16 protein-coding genes are annotated in these 24,748 nt (G+C 72.2%); 7 read left to right on the forward strand and 9 right to left on the reverse strand.

Translation table 11 applies throughout. From position 1 onward, the window contains the following. Nucleotides 1–37: 37 nt before the first annotated feature. On the reverse strand, nt 38–3,277 hold the full coding sequence (locus tag ACX9TP_RS00375) for a serine/threonine-protein kinase (RefSeq protein WP_482977684.1): 3,240 nt from the start codon (nt 3,275–3,277) through the stop codon (nt 38–40). 1,621 nt (nt 3,278–4,898) lie between these two features. Here ACX9TP_RS00375 and ACX9TP_RS00380 point away from each other — a divergent pair. Beyond that, the gene (locus tag ACX9TP_RS00380) at nt 4,899–6,791 is read left to right on the forward strand and encodes a ribonuclease R family protein (RefSeq protein WP_482977685.1); all 1,893 of its coding nucleotides are present in this window, start codon (nt 4,899–4,901) and stop codon (nt 6,789–6,791) included. Between the two features lie 54 nt (nt 6,792–6,845). Here the strand turns inward: ACX9TP_RS00380 and ACX9TP_RS00385 are convergent, their stop codons facing one another. Beyond that, entirely contained in the window at nt 6,846–7,571 is a 726-nt protein-coding gene (locus tag ACX9TP_RS00385) for a hypothetical protein (protein ID WP_482977686.1), read from the reverse strand. A 178-nt stretch (nt 7,572–7,749) separates the two neighbouring features. Continuing rightward, nucleotides 7,750–8,247 (reverse strand): YkgJ family cysteine cluster protein, encoded by a 498-nt coding sequence (locus ACX9TP_RS00390; protein WP_482977687.1) that lies wholly within the window; start codon nt 8,245–8,247, stop codon nt 7,750–7,752. 126 nt (nt 8,248–8,373) lie between these two features. Here ACX9TP_RS00390 and ACX9TP_RS00395 point away from each other — a divergent pair, with 126 nt between their 5' ends. Together ACX9TP_RS00395 and ACX9TP_RS00400 are read left to right on the forward strand one after the other, a co-directional pair. Next, nucleotides 8,374–9,942, forward strand: a complete 1,569-nt coding sequence (locus tag ACX9TP_RS00395) for a Kelch repeat-containing protein (protein ID WP_482977688.1) — start codon at nt 8,374–8,376, stop codon at nt 9,940–9,942. A gap of 215 nt (nt 9,943–10,157) precedes the next feature. Then, complete coding sequence (locus ACX9TP_RS00400) at nt 10,158–12,194, forward strand: PilZ domain-containing protein (protein WP_482977689.1); 2,037 nt, start codon at nt 10,158–10,160, stop codon at nt 12,192–12,194. A 74-nt stretch (nt 12,195–12,268) separates the two neighbouring features. On the opposite strand, the gene ACX9TP_RS00405 is transcribed toward ACX9TP_RS00400, so the two are convergent. Further along, nucleotides 12,269–15,241, reverse strand: coding sequence for a M36 family metallopeptidase (locus ACX9TP_RS00405; protein ID WP_482977690.1), 2,973 nt, complete (start codon nt 15,239–15,241; stop codon nt 12,269–12,271). A gap of 263 nt (nt 15,242–15,504) precedes the next feature. On the opposite strand from ACX9TP_RS00405, the gene ACX9TP_RS00410 reads away from it, so the two are divergent. Then, entirely contained in the window at nt 15,505–15,846 is a 342-nt protein-coding gene (locus tag ACX9TP_RS00410) for a PadR family transcriptional regulator (RefSeq protein ID WP_482977691.1), read from the forward strand. A 15-nt stretch (nt 15,847–15,861) separates the two neighbouring features. After that, nucleotides 15,862–18,570, forward strand: coding sequence for an ADOP family duplicated permease (locus ACX9TP_RS00415; protein WP_482977692.1), 2,709 nt, complete (start codon nt 15,862–15,864; stop codon nt 18,568–18,570). 76 nt (nt 18,571–18,646) lie between these two features. On the opposite strand, the gene ACX9TP_RS00420 is transcribed toward ACX9TP_RS00415, so the two are convergent. Then, on the reverse strand, nt 18,647–19,627 hold the full coding sequence (locus ACX9TP_RS00420; RefSeq protein ID WP_482977693.1) for an NYN domain-containing protein: 981 nt from the start codon (nt 19,625–19,627) through the stop codon (nt 18,647–18,649). 425 nt (nt 19,628–20,052) lie between these two features. On the opposite strand from ACX9TP_RS00420, the gene ACX9TP_RS00425 reads away from it, so the two are divergent. Then, nucleotides 20,053–20,532, forward strand: coding sequence for a hypothetical protein (locus tag ACX9TP_RS00425; RefSeq protein ID WP_482977694.1), 480 nt, complete (start codon nt 20,053–20,055; stop codon nt 20,530–20,532). 8 nt (nt 20,533–20,540) lie between these two features. Here ACX9TP_RS00425 and ACX9TP_RS00430 read toward each other — a convergent pair whose 3' ends face one another. From ACX9TP_RS00430 to ACX9TP_RS00445, 4 genes are all read right to left on the reverse strand, one after another. Beyond that, nucleotides 20,541–21,311: an HAD family hydrolase gene (locus ACX9TP_RS00430; RefSeq protein ID WP_482977695.1), complete on the reverse strand. Its 771-nt coding sequence runs from the start codon at nt 21,309–21,311 to the stop codon at nt 20,541–20,543. A gap of 50 nt (nt 21,312–21,361) precedes the next feature. Beyond that, nucleotides 21,362–22,372: an ABC transporter substrate-binding protein gene (locus ACX9TP_RS00435; protein ID WP_482977696.1), complete on the reverse strand. Its 1,011-nt coding sequence runs from the start codon at nt 22,370–22,372 to the stop codon at nt 21,362–21,364. A 79-nt stretch (nt 22,373–22,451) separates the two neighbouring features. Continuing rightward, on the reverse strand, nt 22,452–23,213 hold the full coding sequence (locus ACX9TP_RS00440; RefSeq protein WP_482977697.1) for an ABC transporter permease: 762 nt from the start codon (nt 23,211–23,213) through the stop codon (nt 22,452–22,454). Between the two features lie 7 nt (nt 23,214–23,220). Then, nucleotides 23,221–24,129: an ABC transporter ATP-binding protein gene (locus ACX9TP_RS00445; RefSeq protein WP_482977698.1), complete on the reverse strand. Its 909-nt coding sequence runs from the start codon at nt 24,127–24,129 to the stop codon at nt 23,221–23,223. Between the two features lie 222 nt (nt 24,130–24,351). Here ACX9TP_RS00445 and ACX9TP_RS00450 point away from each other — a divergent pair, with 222 nt between their 5' ends. Beyond that, on the forward strand, nt 24,352–24,711 hold the full coding sequence (locus ACX9TP_RS00450; RefSeq protein ID WP_482977699.1) for a hypothetical protein: 360 nt from the start codon (nt 24,352–24,354) through the stop codon (nt 24,709–24,711). The last annotated feature ends 37 nt before the right edge of the window (nt 24,712–24,748 follow it).

The following is a 24,748-nucleotide window of genomic DNA, read 5'->3' on the forward strand; positions in this document are numbered from 1 at the left end:
CGGGGTACGGACGACCCGTGAGCCCGATTGCATCCGACTACTGGCGGGACAGCATCTCCAGGGGGATGCGGACGGCGGTGGTCTCCCCGGGCTTGATGTCCACCGGGAGCTTGAGCGCCTTCCCATTGCCGTCCACCAGCTTCAGGACCTGCTTGCCGGAGGGGAGCTTCACCTTGAAGAGCGGGGTGTCCCCCAGCTCACGGCTGCCGAGGAAGACCTTGGCGTAGGGCTCGGTGACCAGGGTGAGGAAGCCGGGCTCGGCTGCCTGGGCGCTGTCCGGGTCGGCGGCTGGCTCCGGCGCAGTCGGGCCCGCCGCTTCCCGGGGCTCGGGCTTCCGGGGGGAGGTGTCCCGGGTGCGCTTGGGGCTCCGGGTGGGCTTCCGGGGCGCGGAGGAGTCCTCGGGCCGGGAGCCTTCGTCCTGCGCCACCCCCTGCGGTTCCGCGGGCTTCGTCTCGGCGTTCGGGTTCGAGTCGACGGTGTCCACCGCGGTGACGGTGTCCACCGGGCTGGTGCCGGCGTTGGCGACCGGGGCCGGGCCGGAGCCCGGCGCGGGAGTGGGGCCGGAGCCCGGCGTCGGGGCGGGAGCGTCCGTGCCAGTGGCCACGGGCGGCTTCGCGGGAGGGGTGACCTGGGAGACCTTCTCTTCCAGGCCGAGCATGGGCTTCACCCAGGCGGAGACCCGTCCCCCGTCCAGGCCCAGAATCACCACCACCGCGCCGCCGCCGAGCAGCAGCAGCACCGCGATGAGGGCGACCACCGCGCCGCCACGTCGCTCGCGGCGAGCGCGCAGGCCGCGCTGGGTGTTCTCGTGCGCGTCCTCGTCACCGAGCGCCGCGCCCTCGAGGTCCCCGGGGAAGACGTCCTCGTTGGAGTTGAGCGCGCGGACCGCTTCCGTGCGGAGCTCCGGCTCCGGGAACGAAGGGGGAGGCGGCTGGCGGCGCCGGCTCGGCTTGATTCGTCGCGGGGTGTGCGTGGGCGTGATGGAGACGGTTTCTTCCCGGCGCTCCGGGAGCACGCGGGCCCGTGGCCCTTCGCGCTCGGCGGAGGGCTGCGGACGGGACATCGCGGGCGGCACCTCGTGCTCGGCCTGGTGTCCCGCACGCGCCATCGCGGCCTGGGCTTCGCGCTCGGCGTGAGCCGGGGGAGGACGGGACGACGTCTGCACTTCGCGCTCCGAGGGAGGCGGAGGCGGGCGCGAGGCCGCCGGGGCTTCACGCTCCGAAGGGGGCGGAGGCGGGCGCGATGACGTCTGTACTTCACGCTCCGAAGGAGGCGGGGGCGGGCGCGAGGCTGCCTGCGCTTCGCGCTCCGACGGCGTCTGGCGGGACGGCGCCTGTCCCTCACGCTCCGAGGGCGGGCGGGACGACGTCTGCACTTCGCGCTCCGACGGAGGCGGGGGCGGGCGAGCCGTCGCTGAAGCCTCGCGCTCCGAAGGCGGCGCGGGTGGCCGGACCATCGCCGTCTGGAGGTCGCGCTCCACGGGTGCGGCGGGAGGCCGGACCATCGCCGTCTGCTGGTCCCGCTCCATGGGCGCGGCGGGAGGCCGGACCATCGCCGTCTGCTGGTCGCGCTCGGACCCCGCCGCATTCGGGCGCACCATCGCCGTCTGCGCGTCGCGCTCGGGACTCGGCGGGGTGAGGGCCGGGGTGATGCGCAGGTTGTCCAGCGTGCCGCGCCCGGAGCGGGCCCGCGACGGCTCCTCCGCGGCGCGAGCAGGTGCCTCCGGCGGCGCCACCGCGCGAATCCCGTCCACGGTGCCGCGAGGGCTGCGGGGCGCACGCACCGGCTCGTCCTGGAGCGTCGACGGCTCCGGCGACACGCCGCCGCGCTGGGCCGGTCTTGAACCGTGGTCCTCGGCCCCGGAGTGCGGCGCGGTGAGCTGCTGCGCGCGGACGGTGGGCTCCGGCATCAGCGCGGGCCGTCCCGGCTGGGTGCGGGCGCCCGACTGCTCGTGCACGGGCGGCGACACCGACTCGGAGGGAGGCGGTGTCGGGCGGGCCACTTCCCCGGACATGGTGCGCGCGGCCCCGCGCTTCTGCGCCGCCGAGGACGAGGCCTTGCGCACCGTGCCCACCTCGGCGGGAGGCGGAGGCAGCGTGGGCCGCCGCACCACGGGCGCGCCCTGCGCCGGCGTGACGGCCTTCGCCGTCGAAGAGCCCTTCACCGAGGGCACCGCCACCGACGGCCGCTGGGGCACCGGCGCCTGCAGGTTGGCGGCACCGGTGGGCAGCTCGGACTCCGAGCCCATGGCCAGCACCCGCGCGAGGCTCAGCTCGCTCGTCGTGTCACCCGTGGTGGCCTGCCCGCTCATGAGCAACTGCCGCGTCTGCTCGCGCCGGTCGGAGAAGAGGCGGAGCATCAGCTCGCTGCTCTGCTCGGGGTGCCAGATGAGCGGGCCCACCGCGCGCTCCAGGGCGCGGGCGAACTCCAGCGTGGTGGCGTAGCGGTCCTGGCGCTTGCGCGACAGCGCGCGCATGACGATGGCGTCCAGCTCCGGCGGCACCTGCTTGTTGGTGCGAGACGGCGGCGTCACCTCGCACTTCAGCACCGCGTTCATCATCGCCTCGGCCTGCTTCGCGTAGAACAACCGCATGCCGGTGAGGCACTCGTGCAGCACCACGCCCAGGCTGAACAGGTCACTGCGAGCATCCAGCGGCTCGCCCAGGATCTGCTCCGGGGACATGTAGCCGCTGGTGCCCTTCACCATGCCCACCGCGGTGCGGCTGGCGCGGGCCAGGCTCTTGGCGATGCCGAAGTCGAGCAGCTTGGTGACGCCCTCGTACGTCACCATGATGTTCTTCTCGGCCACGTCGCGGTGGATGACGGGCGAGGGGTGACCCATGGGGTCCGTGAAGGTGTGCGCGTAGTGGAGCGCCACGGCGGTGTCGCGCACCGCCATCAGGCTGTAGCCCAGGGGGATGGGATGGTTGGCCTGCCGGCACGCCCGGGCCACCTCCACCAGCGTGGCGCCGGGCACGAACTCCATGGACAGGAACAGCTCGCCGTCGGCGATGTCCAGGTCGTACACCTGGGCGATGTGCGGGTGGTTGAACGCGGCCGTCACCTTGGCCTCGTCCAGGAACATCCGCACGAACTCCTCCTCGCCGCGGATGTCGGGGAGGATCTGCTTCAGCACCACCAGCTTGCGGAAACCCGCGAGTCCCCGCTGGGACGCGAGGAAGATCTCCGCCATCCCGCCCGTGGACAGGCGGCAGAGCACCTCGTACTTGCCCAGCGAGCGCGCATCCGGCGCGAGCGGCAGCGTGTTCCCACTCATCGGAATCCGCCGAATCTACACGCTCAGCCGGACGGACGCGAAAGCCCGGCCCGCACCGGTCTGATACAAGACTCCCCGACTTCCCGGGATGGTCTGAATTGAAGCCCCATTCAGGTAGGGAATCGTGCGCGGAACAGGCACGAATCGGGGAGGCCTCAGGGAGGGCTGCCGGGGAGGGAAGGCCTCAGCCGCTCGGAGGGGACGACCTGTCGGGTCCCGTGGGCGCTGGGCCCGAAAAGGCGGGCGGTGGCGACGCCGGACGGCTCGTGGAACCGCCTTCCGGAGGGCATGGGCGCGGCCGGCCTGGAGGGCCACGGTGGCGCTGTTCCCGGTCGTCTCGTGGCGGGTCCGCCAGTGCATGCGGTTTCAGTCGCGAGGGCTACGTGTCCGGCTGGCACACCCAGGGCCGGTCCGGCTTCTTTCCCTGCTGGCAGCGGTAGCCCTCGGCGCAGGTGTTGGGGCCGTGAGGCTCACAGCTGGGGAGGCAGTGCCAGCGGTTGCACGTGAAGCCGTCGGGACAGGCGGGCTTGCCCGGGCCGCATTCCTCGACGCATTCGGTCCAGACCTTGCCGGGCTTTTCCACCGAGCTCCTGTCCCGGCACTTGCGCCCATCGGGACAAGGGGACTGCTGGCAGTTGGGCCCGTAGACCACCGCGCACTGTGAGACTCCGTCTTTGTGGCGGATGCATTGCTGGCCTTCGGGGCACCCTCGTGCCTCGCAGGTCGGCAGGCAGATGGGCTCGGGCGGAACGTCCTTCGCGCAGAAGAAGCCGTCCGGGCAGCTTGCGGGTTCATTCGGGCGGCAGGGACGGCCACACCATCCCGCCCCGGAGTCCGCGCACAGCAGCCCCGGCTCACACGCATGCGCCTGGTTCGGCGGAAGCGGGAGGCACTCCTCTCCTTCCTTGCGTACGCCCAACGGGACGCAGAAGCGCACGAGTCGTTTCCCATCCACGGACCCCACCTCGCGGCATACCAGGCCATCAGCGCATTGGGCGTCCGTCATGCATTGGCTGTCGGCGCAGTAATGGGTGTAGATGCGAGCGTCTATCACGCACCCCATGGGCTGCTCGCAGTCCGAGTCTCTCTGACAGTACCGGTGATACGTCACCCGTTGCATGCGCTCCTCGAAGGAGAGCACCGGGCTGACCCGAGTGCCTTCAGAAGCAGGTCCCTGGACTCCGAAGCGAAGGACGCCCAGCACCATGAGCAACGGTATGGGAATCAACCCGCTTGCAATGACCCCGAGGGGCTTCTGCCATCTCATGGGTCGCAAACCTCGAGGCATTCATCGCTGTCCTCTTTGCCCACGCAATGCTTCTCGTACTCTCCCTTCTCGCAGCCGTGCTCTTCGAGCCACGTCTTCACGTCCTTGTGGGCAGCCCTGTCGAGCGCCCCTCCAGGCATGTGATTCCGAGGGCAGCCCGTCAGGACCGCCAGCAGCGACACGTCCACGCACACGGTTCGCCAACGCATTCGCGGTCCCCCCGGCGAAAAGCAGGCCGCTCGAAAGTAGCAGGCCCCCGGGACCGACACTTTCCGCGCACATCCGCCCCTCGTTCTCCCGTGGACACGCTCCACCGGGCACGAAGTGGGCTAAGACGCGCCTCAAGGCTCACTCATGGAAACCTCTGCTTCCCCTCGCACCGTCACCGGTCGCATCGACGTCCACCCTCGCGGCTTCGGCTTCCTCACCGTGCAGTCCCCCGGCTCGGCCGAGGTCCTGTCCGCCTTCATCCCTCCCCCGGACCTCAACCCCTACTTCGCCGGAGACATCGTCACCGCCACCGTGACGGCGGCGGCGGACGGGCGCTGGACGGCGAGCGGCCTGTCGCTCGTGGAGCGTCCGCGCACCGTGGTCTACGGCGAGGTGGTGCTGCGCAAGGGCACGCCCTTGCTGCGCGTGGACCGAGAGGTGGCCAACGCGGACTGGGCGCTCGACACCGGCGGCACGCAACTGGCGTTCGGCGACGCGGTGGTGGCGCGCATCGCCGAGGGGAAGCTCGTCCTCCTGTACCGCGTGGAGCCCGGTGAGGACCGCTCGCTGGAGCGTGTCATCGCGCGGCACGGCCTGCGCAAGTCCTTCCCCGCCGAGGCGCTGGACGAGGCCCGCCGTGCCCGCACGGTGCCGCATGCGCTCGGGGCCCGGCGCGACTTGCGCTCCATTCCCACGGTGACGGTGGATGCGCCGTCCACGCGGGACATCGACGACGCCATCTCCGTGCTGCCCGCGGGGCCGGACGGCGCGCTGCGGCTGCTGGTCTCCATCGCGGACGTGGGCGAGTACGTGACGGAGGGCACGCCGCTGGACGCGGAAGCGCGCGAGCGGGCCACCAGCGTGTACCTGGCCGGGCGCGTGCTGCCGATGCTGCCGGAGGAGCTGTCCTCGCACTGGCTCAGCCTGGTGCCGGGCGAGGAGCGGCTGTGCCTCACGGTGGAGCTGCGCATCGACCCGCAGGGGCGGGTGACGGCGGCGGACGTGTACGAGAGCATCATCCGCTCGTGGGCGCGGCTGAACTACGACGAGACGGCCGCCTTCCTGGACAGGGGCGAGGTGTCCCCGGCCATGGAGCCGGTGAAGGACGTGATGCCGTGGTTCCGCCTCGCGGCGGCGCGGCTGGCGGTGGCGCGCGCGGCGCGCGGCGGCATGGAGTTCGCCCGCGAGGAGGCGCGCTTCACCTTCGACGAGCAGGGCGAGTTGTCCGGCCTGGTGAGCGAGCGGCTCACGTCGGCGCACGGGATGATTGAGCGCTTCATGGTGTCGGCGAACGAGGCCATCGCCATGTGGCTGCTCGCGCGCGGCGTGCCGGGCGTGTTCCGCGTGCACGAGCAGCCGGACCCGCTGCGGGTGGCGGACCTGAACGCCTTCGCGGAGACGTCGGGCTTCGCGGCGGGCTTCGGGCGCGAGCTGACGCCGCTGGCGCTGGCCGCGTTCGACCGGCAGATTGCCGGCGCGGCGGCGGAGGCGGCGCTGCGCTCGGTGCTGCGGCGCTCGCTGGGCCCGTCGCGCTACACGGTGAAGCCGCTGCCGCACTTCGGGCTCGCGGCGCCGCTGTACCTGCACTTCACGTCACCGATTCGCCGGTACGCGGACCTCGCGGTGCACCGCACGCTGAAGGCATACCTGCGGGGCCGGCGCGACTTCGTGGACATGGACCCGGCGGTGGAGGCGCTCGCGGCGCACATCAACGCGAAGGCGCGCGCGGCCGCCCGTGCGGAGACGGACCGGCACCGCGAGCTGGAGGCGCGGTGGATGGCGGCGCGCGTGGGCCAGCAGTTCCCCGCGCGCGTGACGCGGGTGAAGCCGTTCGGCCTGGTGGCGCAGCTCGACGGGATGCTGGTGGAGGGCGTGGTGCCCTCGGATGGGCTGCCCGGAGGCCCCTTCCGTCCCGATGCGCGCGAGCTGTCCCTGGTGGGCAAGGAGCGGACCTTCACCGTGGGCATGCCGGTGACGGTGAAGGTGGCGTCCACGGACGAGCAGCTCGGGCGCGTGGAGCTGGCGCTGGTGCAGTAGCTCCGGACGGGGAGGGGGCCGCGTCGAGCCCTCGTCTCGGGAAGAGGCGCGGGCTCAGCCCGCGACGGGCAGGCCCTCGGTCTTCCCCGTGAGGTCCTTCGAGGTGGCCCAGCCGAGCAGCCCGGTGGAGGACTTCACGAGGTACAGGTATTCACCCGGCGGACCCATGGGCGCCGCGGCCAGCACCTGAATCCTGGAGCCCTGCGCCAGCGTGGCGACGGCGGTCTTGTCGGTGCGGCTGCGCGCGAGCGGGAAGGACTGCTTCACGGTGGCCTCGACGCCGACGGCGTACAGCTCCTGGGGCACCTCGATGACCTTGCCCGCCTTGTCGAGGGCGTACTTGTCCCGCCGGTTCCAGAAGCCCTGCCACGAGTCGGACAGGATGATGCCGTTGCCCTTGGCCTCGGTGAGCGCGGGGACGTTGCCCACGGCCTTCAGCGCCTTGCCGTCGAAGGCGTAGAGGTGCTGCTGCTTGTCGTAGTCCGTCTGGCCGGTGGTGACGACGAGCTCCTTGCGCTTGTCGCCGCTGTCGATGTCGACCACGACGAACCCGGGGGGCGCGTTGCCATCCGTCCCGCCGCGGATGGTGGCGCTTCCGGCCTTGAGGACGAACTCGTCCTTCTTCTCGTCCCACGTCAGGGAGATGGCCTCCGGCTTGCCGTCACCATTCAGGTCCACCGAGGCGGAGCTCTTCGGCTCCTGTGCGTCCTGCGCGTGCGCGAGCGGCGCGGTGAGCAGGGTGAACGTCATCACGGACAGGACGGATGCCTTCGTCTTCATGGCGGAGACCTCGGATGGGGCCGGGGCTCGCGAGCGGTTGGGGCGCGCGGCGATCCGGGCGGGAAGAACGGTGCCCGCGCATCGTAGTCGGGCGGGAGCCTGAGGCACGTGGATTCACGGCGGCCGTCATGAGGCGTGTCGCGGTGTGCACGCGGCACGCGGGCTCATCATATGGAGGTCATCCCTCGCGCCGGCCGAAGCGTCCACGGAAGTGCTTGTCGAGGAAGGCCTCCGCGTGCTCACGGGCGGCGTGGGCCTGCGGCGGCAGTGGGCCACCGTGCTCCGGCTGCTCCGCGCGGCGGGCGCGCTGCATCACCGAGCGGGGCTCGCCAGTGGAAGCGGGTGGCAACTCCTGGCCCACGGCGGCCACCAGCGCTCGCGCCTCGTCCACCACGGCGAGGGCCTCGTCGAGGGAGACCTCCTTCTCCGCGAGCGCGCCGTAGAGTTGGCACTGGTAGCGGCGGCAGCTCGCCGGGCGGTCCGAGTAGACGGTGCAGGTGCGTCCATCCAGCGCCGCGCAGTGCTGCGCGAGCGCCGGGGACCCGTCCGCGCGCCGGGTCAGCGAGAGCCCGCGCTGCTGGAGGGCGGTGACTTCCGCCGGCTGCAGCGAGACATGCGTGAAGAGCGTGCCGTCACAGCACATGCCGCAGCGCAAGCAGAGGGTGGAGAGGGGCAAGCAGGGCCTCGGGTGCGGAAGACGTGACGGAGCAGCGGACTCCCTATCAACGCTCCCATGCAGGCGCCCCATCAATCCGACCGGGCATGGAGGTGCCTGCCTGCCCGCTGCACTACAGTGCGCCTCATGCGCGCCGCGCTTCCCGTCCTGCTACTCGCCCTGCTCGTCGCCTGTGAGAAGACGCCCGAGGGCCTCCACGTGGTGGTGTCCGGGCCGCTGACGCCCCGTGTGCACTTCGACCGGCTCTCCGTCGTCGCCTCCCTCCCGGACGGCACGCCCCTCGCCCTGTCCACGCTGGAGGGCGACGCGCTGAAGCTCCCCGCCACCTTCAACTTCGAGTCCGGCCCCACCACCCCCGAGGGCACCCGCGTGTCCGTGCGCGCCACCGCGGAGCTCGCCGGCATCGTGCGCTCCACCACCTCCGGCGAGGCCACGCTCAGCCCCGGCGCCGGCTCCACCCTGGAGCTCACCCTCCCGCCCATCCCCGCGCCCCCCGACGCGGGCATGCCCACCGAGGCGTGCGACAACGGCGTGGACGACGACGGCGACGACCTGCGCGACTGCGCGGACCCGGACTGCAACGGCCAGGGCTGCCAGCCCGGCGGCCTCACCTGCACCTCCGGCGTCTGCGGCTGCGCCGGACGCCCCACCGGCACCGTCACCGAGCACCCCGGCTTCCTCCGCCGCACCGCGCCCCTCGCGCTCGCCCCCGCCGTGGGCCCGTACGCGGGCCTGCTCCTCGTCACCGGAGGCCGCGACGGCGCCGGCCGTCCGCTCGCCACGGTGGAGACCTTCTCTCCCGGCGCCGCCCCCACCGTGCGCGGCGCGCTCTCCGTCGCGCGCGCCGAGGCCGCGGCGCTGGCGCTGGCGGACGGCGGCGTGGTGGTGCTCGGCGGCCTCCGCGCGGACGGCCAGCCCGAAGAAACGCTCGAGCGGCTGGAGCCCGACGGCGGCACCACCGTGAGGTTCTTCTCCCCACCGCTCACCGCGAGCGGCGTGCTCGCCGGAAGGCTCGGCCCGGACGCCGTGCTCGCCGGAGGCCAGCTCGCCCAGCGGCCCCTGCCTCCCGCGAGCGACACGGCCGTGCGCGTGAAGCTCGAGAGCCCCGGCTCGGGAGACCAGTCCCTCCTCGGCCGCCTCGCGCTGTCCTGCCCCGCTGGCGGCGCCGCGCTCGCGGACGCCTTCATCCTCGCGGGCGGCTGCGCGGGCCAGGGCGCCTCCGCGCGCACGGACGTGGTGGAGCCCTCGGGCCTCATCGGCGTCGGGCCCTCGCTCCCCGCCGCGCTGGAGTCCCCCGCCGTCGTCGAGGTGTCCTCGGGCCGCGCGCTCGTCGTCGGCGGCCGCGAGGCCCTGCCCGGCGGCGGCCTTGCTCCGTCCGCGCGCGTCTTCCTCCTCGAGCGCGCCGGCACCGTGGTGCGCGTGCGCGAGCTCGCCGCCATGGACGCGCCCCGGGCCTCGCCTCGCGCGGCCCGCGCCGGCAACGGCTGGGTCTACGTCGAGGACCGCGCCGGCGCCGCCCCCGCGTGGTTCGACCCCGCCTCCGAGCGCTTCACGCCCGCCACGCCCGCTCCGACGCCCCGTACGGGACACACGCTGGTGGGCGGCACCGGCGCACGCGTGTTCGCCGTGGGTGGCTCCGGACCCGATGGGGCATTGTCCGACACGGCGCTCGAAGTGCAGGTGCGATGTCCATGAGGCAAACCGCCGCGCCGTGAGCGGCCGCTGTGAGACACTCCCAACGTCACTTGACGACGACTGTCCCGGAGAGCGAGTTCTTCGCGGTTCATCCGTGTGCAGGCTCCCCACAAACACGCCCCCACGCTCTCGTACTTCAGGGCTCGCACTTTCAGTGGGACTGACTCTTTTTGCGTGAAGCTGTATCGTCGACGTCATTCAACAACGGAGCTGTCATGCAGGCGGACACGCTGGATGAGATGGGCGGCCGGGGGTCGGTGCTCGGCTACCGGATGGGGACGGAGCTGACGGCGGTCGCGTCGTTCGGCAACCGTCACGCGCCGGGCCGGCTGGTGCAGCTCTCCCTGGAGCACCTGACATTGCAGCTCGCTTCGCAGACGGCGCTGGAGCCGGGGCAGGCCGCGTCGGTGGTGCTCGGGCACGGCGAGCGCTGGGCCACGGCGCTGGACGCCGAGGTCATGGACGTGCGCGGCACGCCCGAGGTGAGCCTGCGCTTCGTCGCGCCGCCGCTGGCCGCGGGCCGCCGCATCGTCTCCGTGCTGGAGGCGCTGCGTGACAACGGGCTGCTGCTGCCGCCGGAGACGCGGCCGGTGTGGCGCGAGAGCATCGACCATCCGGACCGCGTGGCGCGCATCTGCGAAGCGCTCGCGGCGCGGCAGGCGCGCGGCGTGGCGCGGCTGCCGGACGGGCGCCAGCAGACGGTGACGGCCGTGTTCTTCGACGTGCACGAGGGCCAGATGGGCTGGCGCTTCGACGGCCCGGCCCCCGCCGCGCCCTTCGTGCTGGAGGCCTTCGGCTACAGCAGCGTGGTGCACGTGGAGGTGCGCGAGGTGCGCGAGACGTCGGGCCTGGTGGTGGTGCCGGCGCCGAAGGAATTGGTGCGCTACCGCCACCGCTGGCTGCGCCGCGCCACGCCGAGCAGCCCGTGCACGCTGTCGTTCGACCACTCGCTGTGGCCGCAGGTGCACGTGCGCCGCCCGGTGCTGGACCTCTCCTATGAGGGGCTGGCCTTCATCACCGAGCCGGGCGAGGACCTGCTGTACCCGGGCCTGCGCCAGTCGGTGATGGAGGTGGCCATGGAGGGCCTGCCGCCGGTGCGGCTGCGCGCCGAGGTGCGCAACATCTCCAGCACGTCCACCGGCCGCCGCTGCGGCATGTCCGTGCGGCCGCTGGACGCGGCGGGCGCCCGCGCGTGGCGCGCGCTGGTGGAGGCGCAGATGCACCCCACCACCAAGGTGGAGGGTGACTGGAGCGACGCCACGTGGAGCCTCTTCGAGCGCTCCGGCTACTTCCGGCTGCCGGGCAAGTCCCCCGAGGACTTCGAGGACCTGCGCCCCACGTTCGACGCGACGCAGGCCCGGCTGGAGGGCCGCACGCACCTGGGCTACCGCGTGGTGCGCCCCGCGGGCGACGCGCTGGAGGCCTCGGTGTCGGTGTCCAAGCCGTATGAGGGCAGCTGGATGGCGCACCAGCTCGCGCGGCAGCAGGTGCCGGGCACCCGCGCGTCCGCGCGCGAGGCGCTGCGCGACATCTACCTGCGCGGCTACGAGCCCACGCAGGTGGACCCGGACGTGAAGTGGTTCTTCGCCTTCTGCGAGGCGAACGTGCGCTGGGTGCGCTTCACCAAGTTCGACTTCGCCACCTGGTACGAGCACACCGGCCAGACGTGCCTCGTGCCCTTCCGTCTCATGGAGGGCGAGGTGGAGCGGCCCTGGGAAGTCCCCGTGGGCATCGACGTGGGCACGCCCACCGCCGACGAGCGCGCGCGCTTCTTCGCGCAGGTGGCCAGCACGCGCCCGGTGGCCTACCGCGAGGCGCTGGACCTGGTCCCCGAGCGCTTCGACCTGGCGGGCCCGCGCGAGAAGTGGGGCGAGGCGGGCCTGGGCCGCGAGCGCGAGCTGTTCGTGGCGCGGCACGCGGGCAAGCCGGTGGCGCTGGCGGTGGTGGAGTCCGCCGAGCCGGGGCTCAACCTCTTCAACGTGCTGGACGGCGTGCGGCTGGTGCCGCTCATCGACGACACGCTGCCCGAGGCGCAGGACGCGCTGCTGGCGCTGCTGTCGCGCGCGGCGGACTGGTACCGCGCGCGGGGCCGCAAGGTCTTCGTGCACTACGTGGAGTCGGAGTGCGTGGAGTACGTCGAGCGCGCCGCCCTGGCGGACCTGGGCGACGGCAAGCTGTGGGTCATCTCCGCCAGCCTGCTGCCCGAGTTCCTCGAGCACCTGCACGAGTCCACCACGCCTCGCGGGGCCTGAAGACACGAAGGGCCGGGTGGCCTCGAAAGGCACCACCCGGCCCGGGGTGAATCACCTGCGAAGGCCGCGCGCGACTACAGCGGGCCGGCGCGCAGGTAGTAGCTCACGCCGCCCACGTTCGGGTTGGCGTCCCCCGCCTGCGGGTCGTCCTGGAGGACGCTGAAGTTGTACTCGACGTACGCGCCCTGGGGGTCCTTCGCGGGCTTGAGGTCGGTGAAGTTCATCTTCACCTCGAACTCCTGCTGCGGCTGCAGGGGGATGGCGAAGTAGGCGTTCGTCGGGTCCACGACGAGGAACTGCGTCTCGCCCACCTGCTGGACGCCCTCGGCGCGGCCGCCGGCCGCCCTCCACACCTGCGTCAGCTGCGCGCCCAGGTCCACCGTCACGCGGCCACGGGTGAGGAACGGCGCCTGGCCACCCGCCGCGTCGGTCAGCTCGCGGAAGCGCACGGTGAACATGCGCGAATCGCGCAGCACGTTGCGCAGGATGAAGCGCACGTCCACGAAGCCGAACGGCAGCAGGTTCACCACGTTGGTGTTCCGCCAGATGATGTTGTTGTTGTAGCGCGTGTTGTAGTGGGGGTCCGACGTCTCGACGAAGGTCATCGGGTCCTGCGGAGTCACCAGGCGCGACAGCAGGCAGTAGTGGCCGGCGGCGGGCGGGTTCCAGGGGATGACGACATCGGTGAAGCCGCCCGGCGCGATGTACACCGCCGTGGCCTGGCCGATTTCCGTCCACAGGCTCTGCCACGAGGTGCTGGTGGCGGCGTTGGTGCCGTACGCCTTCACGACGACGTTGTGGGCCGCGACGGTGGTGCTGCGGTTGCGCACGCGCACGTGCACGTAGTTCGTCTGGCCGAACTCCGGGTTCTCGTGCGGGCCGTTGGTCGTGGTGGTGCGGACCCAGATGTCCTCGCTCTCGAACATCACGTTGCTCGCGGTGGCGGGGTCCGGCTGCAGGCCGGTGTCCCACGGCTTGTCCTTGCCCCACACGTCGGTGCGGCAGGCGGTGGGCACGTTGAAGCCGTTGGTGACGGCGGTGGTGTTGGGGCCACCGGCGACGGCGTCCACGCCCAGGCCGTAGGCGGCGAAGGCTGTCCACAGCCGGCAGACGTCCACGCCGCCGTGCAGGGTGGTGGCCGCCTGGATGATGCCGTCACGCACCTGCGTGAAGGTGGGGCTGCACGGCGTGTTCTTCAGGCCCTGCGTGAAGTACAGCATCATGCGCTGGTTACCGGCGCTGCCCGTGGCGTTGTACAGGTTGGAGCTGAAGCCCCACCGGTCCACCAGCGCCCAGTACGCCTCCCACATGCCCTGCGCGAAGACCGAGCCCACCGCGTGCGGGCCGGACATGGACGTGATGCTCTGGTACGTCCACGTGTTGATGAGCGGGTTGGTGCTGTACGCCTGCGCGCGGATGCCGTTGCCCGTGGTGGGCTGGTTCAGCGCGTAGGTGCCGATGCCGCGCTTCTGCGGGCCGGTGTCCGTGGCCTTCGCGGTGTACATGAGCGCCAGGAAGTCGCTGATGCCCTCGCCCGGCTGCTGCGTGTTGCCGAGGCACGACACGTTGCTGGGGCCGCCGACGAGGCGGTTGGAGATGCCGTGGCCGTACTCGTGGACGATGATGCCCGAGTCCAGGTCGCCGTCCCGGTTCGGCACGCTGTAGTTCCACAGGTACATCTGCATGCGCGGCCGCGAGCCGTCGGCGGGGGTGAGGAAGTTGGCGTTGTTCATCCCCGCGCCGTCCTGGGCCTCCGCGCGCACGTCGTCGTTGCCCAGGCCACCGTTGCCGTAGTTGTTGACCTGGAAGTTGCCGGACAGCTCGTCGAACCCGTACTGGTACTGGACGTCGTGGATGATGTTGTTCCAGTAGAACAGGTTGGTGACGGCCGCCGAGGTGTACGTCGACGGGGCGCCCGCGAGGTTGAGGGTGAAGCTGCAGGTGAGGCCCGTCCCGCAGCTCGGCTCCGTCGTGGGGGGCAGGTTGTCGGCGTTGGAGTCCTCGTACGCGTGGACGTTGTTGCCGCGGTGGATGGTGTACTCGGCCCCGGCGACGCCGTTGGTGTCATGCCAGCCGAAGGGCGAGGCGATGGCGTTGGCGGGGTTGAGCAGGCTGAGGCGCCCGTCCATGGGCGGCAGCGGCGCGGTGTGGTTGGGGCTCTCCACCGGGCGCGGGTAGACGCTGTACGCGTCCGAGGCCACCCAGTCCACGCGCGTCCAGACCTCGCCGGTGGCGGCGTCCACCGTCATGTCGTAGGCGTGCTGCTGGTCCGCGGTGTGGACCTGGAAGTTCCAGACGAGGCGGGCCTCGCCGGCGCGCACCGGCAGCACGGCGAGCTGCGCGCTGATGGGCTCGGTGGAGATGCCGGCGTTGTCCACCTGCGTGCGCTGGCGGGGACCCAGCTCCGTGCGCAGCTCGCGGGGCGCGGCGGCCAGCTTCAGGCCCAGGTGGCGCGCGGCGCCGGCCACGGCCTCACCGGCGCCCAGGCGCGGCTGCGCGCTGGTGAGCGTCCGGGACAGCGAGGGCAGGAAGTCGCTGTGCACGCCGAGCACGCGGCCCTCGGCGTCCACGTTGATTTGCAGCTGCCCGTTGTAGACGGGCACGCCCTGGTACGTCTGGCGCAGGTAGAGGTTGGTGACGCCGCTGACGCGCGAGTAGACGCGGTCGACGACCTCCAGGTGGGCCAGGTCCGTCAGCTCCAGCCCGAGCAGCTCGAGCTGGGACTGGACGAAGGCCAGGCCGATGGCCAGCGGGTCGCCGCTGCGCGGAGCGGAGAGGGCGCCCACGGGGTTGGTGATGGAGCGCACCAGGCCCAGGGCCGCGTCGTGCTCCACGCGGAGCTCCGGCACGCTCTTGCGCAGCTCGGCGGCCTTCGCCTGCTGGGCCGCGGAGAGGGCGCGCTTGCCGCCGGTGTTGTAGGTGACGCGAGCATCGAAGTGGCGGGTGCCGTCCTGCTCCTGCGAGGCGCCCAACGCCAGGGGCGCCGACAGGGCACCCGTGACGACCAGCGCCTGCAACAGGCGCTTGCGACAAAGACCCAACGACATGGTGTCTCCTTCCAACGGCTCTGCGGGGGTGTGTGCCGGCCCATGGGGAGAAGCCGGCACCCCTCTGTGAGCAGAAGTCGTGCCAGACCATATTTCCTGGGGAAACGAGACAGGCTTGTAACTCTGGACGTTACGGTTCCGCGTCCCGGTGTGGCGTGGAATGTCACCGGGCCCCGTCGCCACGCTCCCCTTGACGTTCTAGGGGAAGGCTCCTACTCTCCCCAAGACATTCTAGGGGAAGCACCGACGACGGGACGCGTGGAATGCGAATCGACCTGCTTCAGGGCACGCTGGACATGCTCATCCTCAAGGCCCTCACCGGCGGGCCCCTGCACGGCTACGCAGTGGCGAGCTGGCTGCAGCGGACGACGGACGACGCGCTGCGGGTGGAGGAGGGCTCGCTCTATCCAGCGCTGCACCGCATGACGCGGCGGGGCTGGGTGAAGTCGGACTGGGGCGTGTCGGAGAACAACCGGCGCGCCCGGTTCTACACCCTGACGGCGGAGGGGCGCAGGCAGCTCAAGGAGGAGTCCTCCTCCTGGGCACTCCTGACGCAGGCGGTGGCCAAAGTGCTCCAGGCGCAGCCGGCGACGCAGGGCACCTGAAGGAGGGACGGCCGCATGAGCTGGATGATTGACCGCTACCGCGCGCTGCGCTCCGTGTTGTGGCGCGAGCGCCTGGAAGACGACGTGGCCGAGGAGCTGGAGTTCCACCTCGCCATGCGCACCGAGGAGTACGTCGCCGAGGGGATGACGCCCGAGCAGGCGCGTGCGGAGGCGCTGCGGCGCTTCGGCAGCGTGGACGCCTACCGGAAGGAGACGCACATGATTGACGAGAGCATGGCGCGGGAGCGGCGTCGCACGGAGCTCTGGGACATGGTGCGGCGGGAGACGCGGCAGGCGCTGCGCTCGCTGGCGCGCAGCCCGGCCTTCGCGGTGATGGCGGTGCTCACGCTGGCGCTCGGCATCGGCGCGACGACGGCTCTCTACTCGGTGGTGGACGCGGTGGTGCTGCGCCCGCTGCCCTATGTGGCGCCGGAGCAGCTCGTCTGGCTCGACAGCCGCGTGCCCGGGGTGGGGCCCGAGGCCCGGTGGGGCCTGTCGGAGGCGGGCTACTTCCACTTCGCGCGGGAGGGCGCGGGCCTCGCCGGGCTGGGGGTGTTCTCCCTGGACACCGGGAGCGTCAGCACCGACGAGGGTGCGGTGCGGGTGGACGCCGCGTGGGTGAGCGCGAGCCTCTTGGACGTGCTGCGCGCCCGGCCGGCGCTCGGCCGCCTCATCACGGCGGACGGCAACCAGCCCGGTGCGCCGCGCATCGCGGTGCTGGGGTACGACTTCTGGGTCCGGCACTACGGCGCGGACCCGCGCGTGCTGGGCATGACGCTCCGGCTGGACGACCAGCCCACGGAGGTGGTGGGCGTCATGGCGCCGGGGCTCCACCTGCCGGATGACACCGTGGACATCTGGGCGCCGCTGCCGTTGGACCCGTCGCGGCCCCCGGAGAACTCGCACTGGCTGCAGGCCGTCGGGCGGCTGCGGGACGGCGTCACCGTGGAGCAGCTCCAGGCCGGGCTCACCGCGCTGAACGCCCGCCTGCCGGAGCAGTTTCCCGCCGCGTACAGCGAGGCCTTCATGCGCGAGTCGGGCTTCTCCACGCAGGTGACGCCGCTGGCCCGGCACGTGGTGGGTGACGTGGACCGGGTGCTGTGGATTCTGCTGGGCTCGGTGGCGCTGGTGCTGCTCATCGCGTGCGCCAACGTGGCCAACCTCTTCCTCGTGCGCGCGGAGGCGCGGCGCCGCGAGCTGGCGGTGCGCTCCGCGCTGGGCGCCGCGCGGGGCGACCTGGCCTGGCATGCGCTCACGGAGAGCCTGCTGCTGTGTCTGCTGTCGGGCGCGCTCGGCCTGTTCCTGGCCTGGGGGGCGCTGCGGCTGCTGCTGACGCTGGAGCCGTCCGGGCTCCCACGGCTCGCGGAGGTGGGCCTGGGCGGGCATGGCGTGGCCTTCGCGGCCGTGCTGTCCGTCGTGTCGGGGCTCGTCTTCGGCCTCTTCCCGCTGGCGCGGGGCGGGCGGGAGCTGGCGACGCTTCGCGACGCGGGGCGGGGGCTGACGTCCTCGCGCCGGCGCAACCTCGTGCGCGGGGGCATGGTGGTGGGGCAGGTGGGGCTGGCGGTGGTGTTGCTGGCCGCCGCCGGGCTCATGCTCCGCAGCTACTGGACGCTGCACCGCGTGGACCCGGGGTTCGAGCCCGGCAACGCGCTCACGTTCGACCTCGTGCTGCCCCGGACACGCTACCCGACCTACGACGAGGCGAATCGCTTCCACCGTGAGCTCCTCACGCGGCTGGAGGCGCTCCCGGGAGTCCAGCGCGCCAGCGCGTCCTCGATGCTGCCGCTGCGGAGCTTCACCGGGTGCTGGGCCATCATCGCCGAGGGCGGCGCGGCCCGGCCCGGCGAGCAGCCGCCCTGCCTGCCGGCACCGCGCATGGCCCCGGGCTACCTCCAGGCCCTGGGCATTCCGCTGCTCCAGGGCCGCGAGCCCACCTGGAGCGACCTGGAGGGGAAGGCGGACGGCGTGGTGGTGACGAAGGCGCTGGCCGACCGGCTGTGGCCGGGCGAGGACCCGCTCGGCAAGGGCCTGCGGGGCAACGGGTATGGGCCGCCGTACTACCGCGTCATCGGAGTGACGGGAGCGCTGCGGGCGCACGGGCTGGACAAGCCTCCGGCGGAGGCCGTCTTCTTTCCGCTCGCGCCCGCGGAGGGCCGGCCGCTGTGGGGGCCCACCCGCTCGGTGAGCGTGGTCGTGCGCACGGCCACCACGCGCCCGGAGTCGCTCACGCCCGAAATCCGGCGCATCGTGAGGGAGCTGGACCCGGCGGTGCCGCTGGCGAACGTGGAGACGCTGGAGCGCGTGGTGGCGAAGTCCCCGTCGGTGGCGCGTGCGTCCTTCACGCTGTTCCTGCTCGGCATCGCCGGGGGCATGGCGCTGCTGTTGAGCGCGGTGGGGCTCTACGGCGTCATCGCCTTCATCGTCGGCCAGCGGCGCGGGGAGATGGGCATCCGACTGGCGCTGGGGGCGCGGGCGGCGCAGGTCGCCGGTCTGGTGGTGTTCCAGTCGCTCCGGTTCACCACGCTCGGAATCGCGCTCGGCCTCCTGGGGGCGCTGGCGATGAGCCGGGTGCTCGCGGCGCTCCTCTTCGAGGTGAGCGCGACGGACCCCGTCGTCCTGACCGCGGTCTGCGCGCTGCTCGTCACCCTGGCCGTGCTGGCCAGCTACGGCCCCGCGCGCCGCGCCGCGCGCGTGGACCCGGCCGAGGTGCTCCGCTCGGAGTAGCCGCCCGTGGCCATCCCGCTCGGCATTCCGGTGACGGTGTGAAGGCCGCGCTCAGGAGCGGCGCGGCCCGTGCGCCTCAGACGCCCTCGTCCTCGTCCGGGTCCGGGTAGGACTCGAGCTCCTCGTCCTCCTCGACGTGGGCGTGGGCCTGGCGCTTCTTGCCCTTGCCCTCGCCGTGCCCGCCGCTGGGGGCCGCGGCGAGGTCCGAGTCCGCGGCCACCACGTACCACTGGCGGCCCTGCTGGATGCGGCGCAACAGCCCTTCCTGCTCCAGCGCGGCCAGCAGCCGGGCGAAGGTGGAGAAGCCGTGCTCGCGCTCGTCGAAGTCCGGCTCCTTGCGGACGATGGCTTCCTTGATGAGCGACGGGTTCACCGCCCCCGTCGCGCGCGCGAGCATGCTCTGCACCACCTCGCGGGCGATGTCCGGCACCTCCGTGCGGGCCTGGCCCTTCGCGGCCTGCGCGGGCTGCGCCGCCTCGGCCTTGCCCCCGCGCTCTGCGCGGCCATGGCGGCCGCCGCGCTTGCCGTGCCCCGGCTCCTCGGCCACCACGCTCTGCCGGCCGCCCTTGTCGCCCTTCTCCGAGCGCGACTGGCGCGGGCGCAGGTAGATGAACTCGTCACACGCCTTCACGAAGAGGGGCGACGTGGACTCCTTCACCGCGAGGCCAATCACGGTGCGGCCATTCTCACGCAGCTTGTAGGCCAGCGGGCAGAAGTCGCTGTCCCCGGAGCCGATGACGAAGGTGTCGATGCTCTCGCGCGCGTAGCACAGCTCCAGCGCGTCGATGACCAGGCGCATGTCCGCGCCGTTCTTCCCGGCGCGCGTGGAGGGCGGCACGTCCAGCAGCTCCACGCCGAACTCGTGCAGGCGAATCTTGGCCTCGGCGAAGCGGGACCAGTCGCAGTACGCGCGGCGGTAGACGACCTTGCCCTTCTCCAGCAGGCGGTCGAGCGACGGCTGCAGGTCGAAGCTCGCGGAGTTGATGCCGGTGTTGGTGACCAGGTTCTCGAAATCGATGAAGAGGGCGATGCGGTGTTCTTCGGTGCGACCGTTCACGTGCGGCCCCTGCGGGTTGCCGCCCCCAGCAGGAGGCGGTGGATGAGTCCGGGCGCTCGCGGTGGAGCCGTGCCGGACAGCCCACCCTAGCCCTTTCCCGGCGACAAGGGGTGTTGGCCTTCGTGGGGTGAACACTCGAACGCTGAGTTCGCACCGCAAGCGTGCAATCGAGCGGTGTGGGAGGACACGTGGGGCGTGCCTCCGCCGCATGTCCTCCCCCGGTCGCGTGAAGCCCGTGAGCGCGGTGGTCCGATGCGCCGTCACGACGGCGGCCACGCGACGTGAGCGGAGGCCCGGTGCGCGGAACGTGGCACGGCCTTCGGTACGTCCGCTGCTGGGACACAGCGTCCGCGCGGGGCCGCAGGGCCTAGTTTCAGGGGAACGGGTCGAAGGACCCCCGAGCCCGGAGCAGGACGATGACGTGGATGATTCCCAGGAACTGGCGCGCGCTCGCACTGGCGGCGCCAGCGCTGACGGCGCTGTTGATACCCGTGGCCACCCAGGCCCGGGAGCCTGAACAGCCGACACAGGAGGTCGAGCGCGAAAGCATCGGGGACCAGACCGTCAACGGCGGCCGCGCGGGCCTCCAGGACCCCTTCACCGACTCCGCCCACCAGAGCCAGGGCCTGTCGGTGAGCCTCAATGGCATCACCGGCATGCCGGTGCGGCGCGTGACGCCGGACCAGGACCGGATGCGTCAGCTGTCCGGAGAGGTGGTGAAGCTCAACGGCCAGGTCCTCTACGTGGAGACCGAGATTGGCGCCGTGGTGCCGCTGGACCTGAGCGCCCTCCAGATTCGCAAGGCGCCGGAGAAGGGCCAGCTAGTGGTGGCCACCTACCAGGTGGAGAACAAGACGGAGAACGTGGTGCTGGCGCTCGCGGGTGAGGTCCCGAAGGAGGGCTGAGCCGGACGTCACTCCTCCGGGTGGAGCTGGACCAGCGAGGGCAGCTCCGCCGCCCGCGCGCGCAGGCGGGGCTTGGGGCGGATGGCCACCGGGACACGTGAGGCCGCGAGCAGCTCGAAGTCGAACACGTTGTCGCCGAACGCCGCGTACAGCGGCCGGGGCGTGCGGGTGCGCAGACAGTGCACCTTCCCGGCCGCGTAGGGGATGGGCTCGACGATGGAGGCCAGCACCGTGCCGTCCTCCTCGCGCGGCGTGCACGCGAGCACGTTGGCGGGGTCGATGCCCACCTCCACCACCGCGGCCTCCACCACCGCGAGCGGTGAGGCGCTGACCACGTAGCAGGTGATGCCCCGGCCCAGCGCCCACTCCACCACGCGGCGTGCCTCCGGGTGCAGGCGCCGCTTCACCTCCCGGCGGGCCACCACGTCGCGAGCGAACGCTCGCACGGCGTCCACGCGCCAGCCGGCGAACAGCCACGCCACCATCTCGTAGATTTCCTTCTCCGGGATGCGCCCCGCCTCGAACCCGGCGAAGAGCCGGTGCGCCAGCTCGCGCGCCTCCAGGCCCGGGGCCAGACCGTGCGCCGCGCCCAGCCGCTGGAGCGCCGCGTGCGCCTGCGGGCGGATGTCACCGTGCTCCAGCAGGGCGAGGAAGAGGTCGTCCCCCACGTCCCCGCTCCACAGCGTGCCGTCCCCGTCGAACGCCAGCACCCCGCCGGGCGCCCGCGCGGCCTCCTGGCCGATGCGCTCCAGCGTCTCCTCCACGCGCTCCATCTTCATGGGCGCGCATCCTCCCCCGGCTTCAGGGACGGAGTCACCTGCCGGGCCCCTCACTTCGTCGCCGTGCCCCGCACCTCGTCGAGGACGCTCAGGTCCACCAGGCCCTGGATGTCGGCGTCGGTGGTGAAGCCCAGCTCCTTCGCATGCCGCGCGGCGGCGGCGAGCGCGGAGGGCACCGGGTCCAGGCTGGGCTCCAGCCGCGAGAAGGCGTCCTGGATGAGGGGCGCGGGCATGGGCTTGTGCGTGAGCCGGCCGAAGGCGGCGTTGACGGCGGTGGTGAAGCCGGCCTTGTCACCCTTCCACCGCTCGGTGAGCTGCACGTGCGCGCGCAGCAGCGCGGCCACGCGGGGGCGCTGCGTCTCCAGCACCTTGCGCGTCGTGACAATCACCGTGGTGGGGAAGCGCCGCTCGGGCCACAGGTCCCGCTCGTCCACGAGGATGTGGCCGCCGCCCTCGTTCACCATGCGCGCGCCCCACGGCTCGGGCACCCACGCGCCCTCGATGCCGCCGTTGAGGAACTGGCCGAGGATGTCCGGGTTGCTCAGCGGGACAATCTGCACGTCGCCGGTGCCCTGGAGGTTGGTGACCAGCCCCTGCTGCTTCAGCCAGTAGCGCAGGGCGATGTCCTGCGTGTTGCCCAGCTGAGGCGTGGCCAGCTTCTTGCCCTTCAGCTCCCCGGCGGACTTCACGCTCTTCACCACCAGCACCGCGCCGCCATTCACCGCGCCGGAGATGATGCGCAGCTCGCGCCCGGCCTTGAGGAACGTGTTGATGGCGGGGCCGCTGCCCACGTAGGACACGTCCAGCGAGCCGGCCACCAGCGCCTCCATGGCGGCGGGGCCGGCGTTGAACTGCTTCACCTCCAGCCGTCCCACGCCGGGCTGCGAGCTGAAGGTGTCCTCGGCGTTGCCCACCAGCGCCTGGGCGTGGGTGATGTTGGGGAAGAAGCCCAGCCGCAGCGGAGCGTTGGCGCCCCCAGCGGCGGAGTCGCGCTTGCAACCGGCGCCGAGCACCGCCAGGCCGGCGAGCGCGAAGAGAAGCAGAGAGCGGGTCGAGCGCATACGTCGCCAGGAAAGGGACGGGCGGGCGGGATTTCAACGTACGCCGGGACGAAGCGTCGGGCGGCTTACGTCCAGTGCGTCACACCGCGCCCGTCAGGCCCCAGCGGCGGCGCAGCCTGCCCTCCACCGTCTGGAACAGGACACGGTCCACCGTCATCCCAATCAGGATGATGGCCACCATGACGGCCATGACCTGGGCCACGTCCATCAGCTCGCGTCCCACGGTGAGCAATTGGCCCAGGCCGCCGGAGACGAAGAGCAGCTCGCCGGCCAGCAGCGCGCGCCACGCGAAGCTCCACCCCAGCTTGAGGCCGGTGACGATGCCGGGCAGGGCCGCGGGCAGCATGACGCCGAGCTGGAAGCGCAGGCCCTTCACGCCCAGGGTGCTGGCCACGCGCACCAGCTGCGGGTCCACCCCGTTGACGCTGTCCTCGGTGGCGATGGCGATGGACAGCACGCTGCCCATGACGACGACGAAGAGGATGGCGCCGTCCGTCAGCCCGAACCACAGCAGCGCCAGCGGCAGCCAGCAGATGGAGGGCAGCGCCTGCAGGCCGCTGACGACGGGCTTCACCGCGTTGCGGAAGAAGGCCAGGCGCGCCATCAGCAGCCCCAGGGGCACGCCGATGGCCACCGACATGAAATACGCGCGACCCAGCCGGCCCAGGGAGCGCAGCGTGGCCTCGGCCATGCGGCCGTCGGCGACCATGGCGACCAGGCTCTTCGCCACCGTCAGCGGCCCCGGGAAGAGGTGGGGCGACCAGACGCCCACCCGCGTCAGCAGCTCCCAGGTGCCGAGCAGCAGCACGAACATGCCCAGCTTCTGGACGTAGCGCTTCATGGCTCACCTACCTCGCGGGGCGGGGCACTCCGTCAGCGGGAAGCGCGTGGCGCGCGGCGGTGCGCTCGGGCACCTGCCGGGGGGTGGCCTCCGCGCGCGCGGGCTCCTCCACGTCGCGCAGCAGGCCCCGAAGGTGCCGCACCATCTCGTTCAGCCCGGCGTCCTCCGGCTGGCGCGGCATGGGCAGGTGGACCTCCAAATCCCGCACGACGCGGCCCGGCCGGGGCGCCATCAGCACCACGCGGGTGCCGAGCATCAGCGCCTCGTGCACGTCGTGGGTGACGAACACCACCGTCTTGCCGGTGCGCAGCCAGATGGACTGGAGCAGCTCCTGCATGTGGATGCGCGTCTGCGCGTCCAGCGAGCCGAAGGGCTCGTCCATCAGGAGCACGGCCGGGTCCATGGCGAGCGCGCGGGCCAGCGAGGCGCGCATCTTCATGCCGCCGGACAGCTGGTGGGGCAGGGTTTCCTCGAAGCCGGTGAGCTGCACGCGGCGGATGTACATGTCCGCCCGCTCGCGGCGCTCGGAGCGCGGCACGCCCTTGGCGCCCAGGGCGAAGGTGATGTTGCCGCGCACGGTGAGCCACGGGAACAGCGCCGCCTCCTGGAACATCAGGAGCCGCTCCGGGCCGGGCCCGTGGATGGCCTTCCCGTCGATGCGCACGGTGCCGCCGGTGGGCGTCACCTGGCCCGCCAGCGCGTAGAGCAGCGTGGACTTGCCGCAGCCGGAGGGGCCCAGCAGACAGACGAACTCTCCGGAGCGGACGTTGAGGTCCACGTTCTGGAGCGCCACCACCTTGTTGGCGTACTGGTGGCCGAGCTGGGCGACGGAAATCTTCGCGCGCTCCGGCTCCACGTGTGCCGGCCGGAGCAGGCGCAGCGAGCTTCGCCATCGGCCGAGGAGCGCACGTAGCATCAGCCAGAAGCTAGGCACGTAGGTACAGGTGGGAAGGGGGCATGAGCGACCGACGAGGCATCGGCCCGCCTGCCCGCCCGCCCCACCTTCTCCTTCAGGCCCCGTGAATTGCGTCACGGCCCTGGTCACTTGTGCCCGGGACCCGCTCCCTCCCACTCCCAATGTGGGGACGCGGGCGAAGGGTGCTTTCGCCGGCCGCCCGGCTGTCCTAGACAGGAGGGCATGTTCAGCTTCCTCACCGACTTTCTGGGCGACGTGGCCACGGACGTCCTGGACATCTTCGGGAGGGACAGCCGCTTCGGCCAGGCCGGGCTGGTGCTGTTCCTGGGGCTGGGCGTACTGGCCGGGGGCCTCTCCCTGTGGCTGTTCCCGGAGCCCGTCATCCGCTCCTTCAGGCTGTCGCTGCTGACGGGGTTCGTGGCGCCCGTGCTCGCGGGCATGGTGGTGGCCGGCTTCGGCCGGGTGAAGCTCCTGGACTGGGAGTTCAAGTTCGACCTGGAGCGCTTCGGGGCCGCCTTCTGCGTGACGCTCGCGCTGTGCGTCACCCGCGGCGTCTGGTTCGCGGTGCAGTTGTTCAGCTAGACGCGGGCGCCAGCGCGGCCGGGGGAGGGATTTCCCT

It is taken from the genome of Pyxidicoccus sp. M15 (assembly GCF_056858435.1).

What these genes read in the sequence shown, in the direction of transcription:
- ACX9TP_RS00375 (WP_482977684.1), bottom strand. Translation starts at nt 3,277, where the DNA reads ATGAGTGGGAACACGCTGCCGCTCGCGCCGGATGCGCGCTCGCTGGGC.
- ACX9TP_RS00380 (WP_482977685.1), top strand. Translation starts at nt 4,899, where the DNA reads ATGGAAACCTCTGCTTCCCCTCGCACCGTCACCGGTCGCATCGACGTC.
- ACX9TP_RS00385 (WP_482977686.1), bottom strand. Translation starts at nt 7,571, where the DNA reads ATGAAGACGAAGGCATCCGTCCTGTCCGTGATGACGTTCACCCTGCTC.
- ACX9TP_RS00395 (WP_482977688.1), top strand. Translation starts at nt 8,374, where the DNA reads ATGCGCGCCGCGCTTCCCGTCCTGCTACTCGCCCTGCTCGTCGCCTGT.
- ACX9TP_RS00400 (WP_482977689.1), top strand. Translation starts at nt 10,158, where the DNA reads ATGCAGGCGGACACGCTGGATGAGATGGGCGGCCGGGGGTCGGTGCTC.
- ACX9TP_RS00405 (WP_482977690.1), bottom strand. Translation starts at nt 15,241, where the DNA reads ATGTCGTTGGGTCTTTGTCGCAAGCGCCTGTTGCAGGCGCTGGTCGTC.
- ACX9TP_RS00410 (WP_482977691.1), top strand. Translation starts at nt 15,505, where the DNA reads ATGCGAATCGACCTGCTTCAGGGCACGCTGGACATGCTCATCCTCAAG.
- ACX9TP_RS00415 (WP_482977692.1), top strand. Translation starts at nt 15,862, where the DNA reads ATGAGCTGGATGATTGACCGCTACCGCGCGCTGCGCTCCGTGTTGTGG.
- ACX9TP_RS00425 (WP_482977694.1), top strand. Translation starts at nt 20,053, where the DNA reads ATGATTCCCAGGAACTGGCGCGCGCTCGCACTGGCGGCGCCAGCGCTG.
- ACX9TP_RS00430 (WP_482977695.1), bottom strand. Translation starts at nt 21,311, where the DNA reads ATGAAGATGGAGCGCGTGGAGGAGACGCTGGAGCGCATCGGCCAGGAG.
- ACX9TP_RS00435 (WP_482977696.1), bottom strand. Translation starts at nt 22,372, where the DNA reads ATGCGCTCGACCCGCTCTCTGCTTCTCTTCGCGCTCGCCGGCCTGGCG.
- ACX9TP_RS00440 (WP_482977697.1), bottom strand. Translation starts at nt 23,213, where the DNA reads ATGAAGCGCTACGTCCAGAAGCTGGGCATGTTCGTGCTGCTGCTCGGC.
- ACX9TP_RS00445 (WP_482977698.1), bottom strand. Translation starts at nt 24,129, where the DNA reads ATGCTACGTGCGCTCCTCGGCCGATGGCGAAGCTCGCTGCGCCTGCTC.
- ACX9TP_RS00450 (WP_482977699.1), top strand. Translation starts at nt 24,352, where the DNA reads ATGTTCAGCTTCCTCACCGACTTTCTGGGCGACGTGGCCACGGACGTC.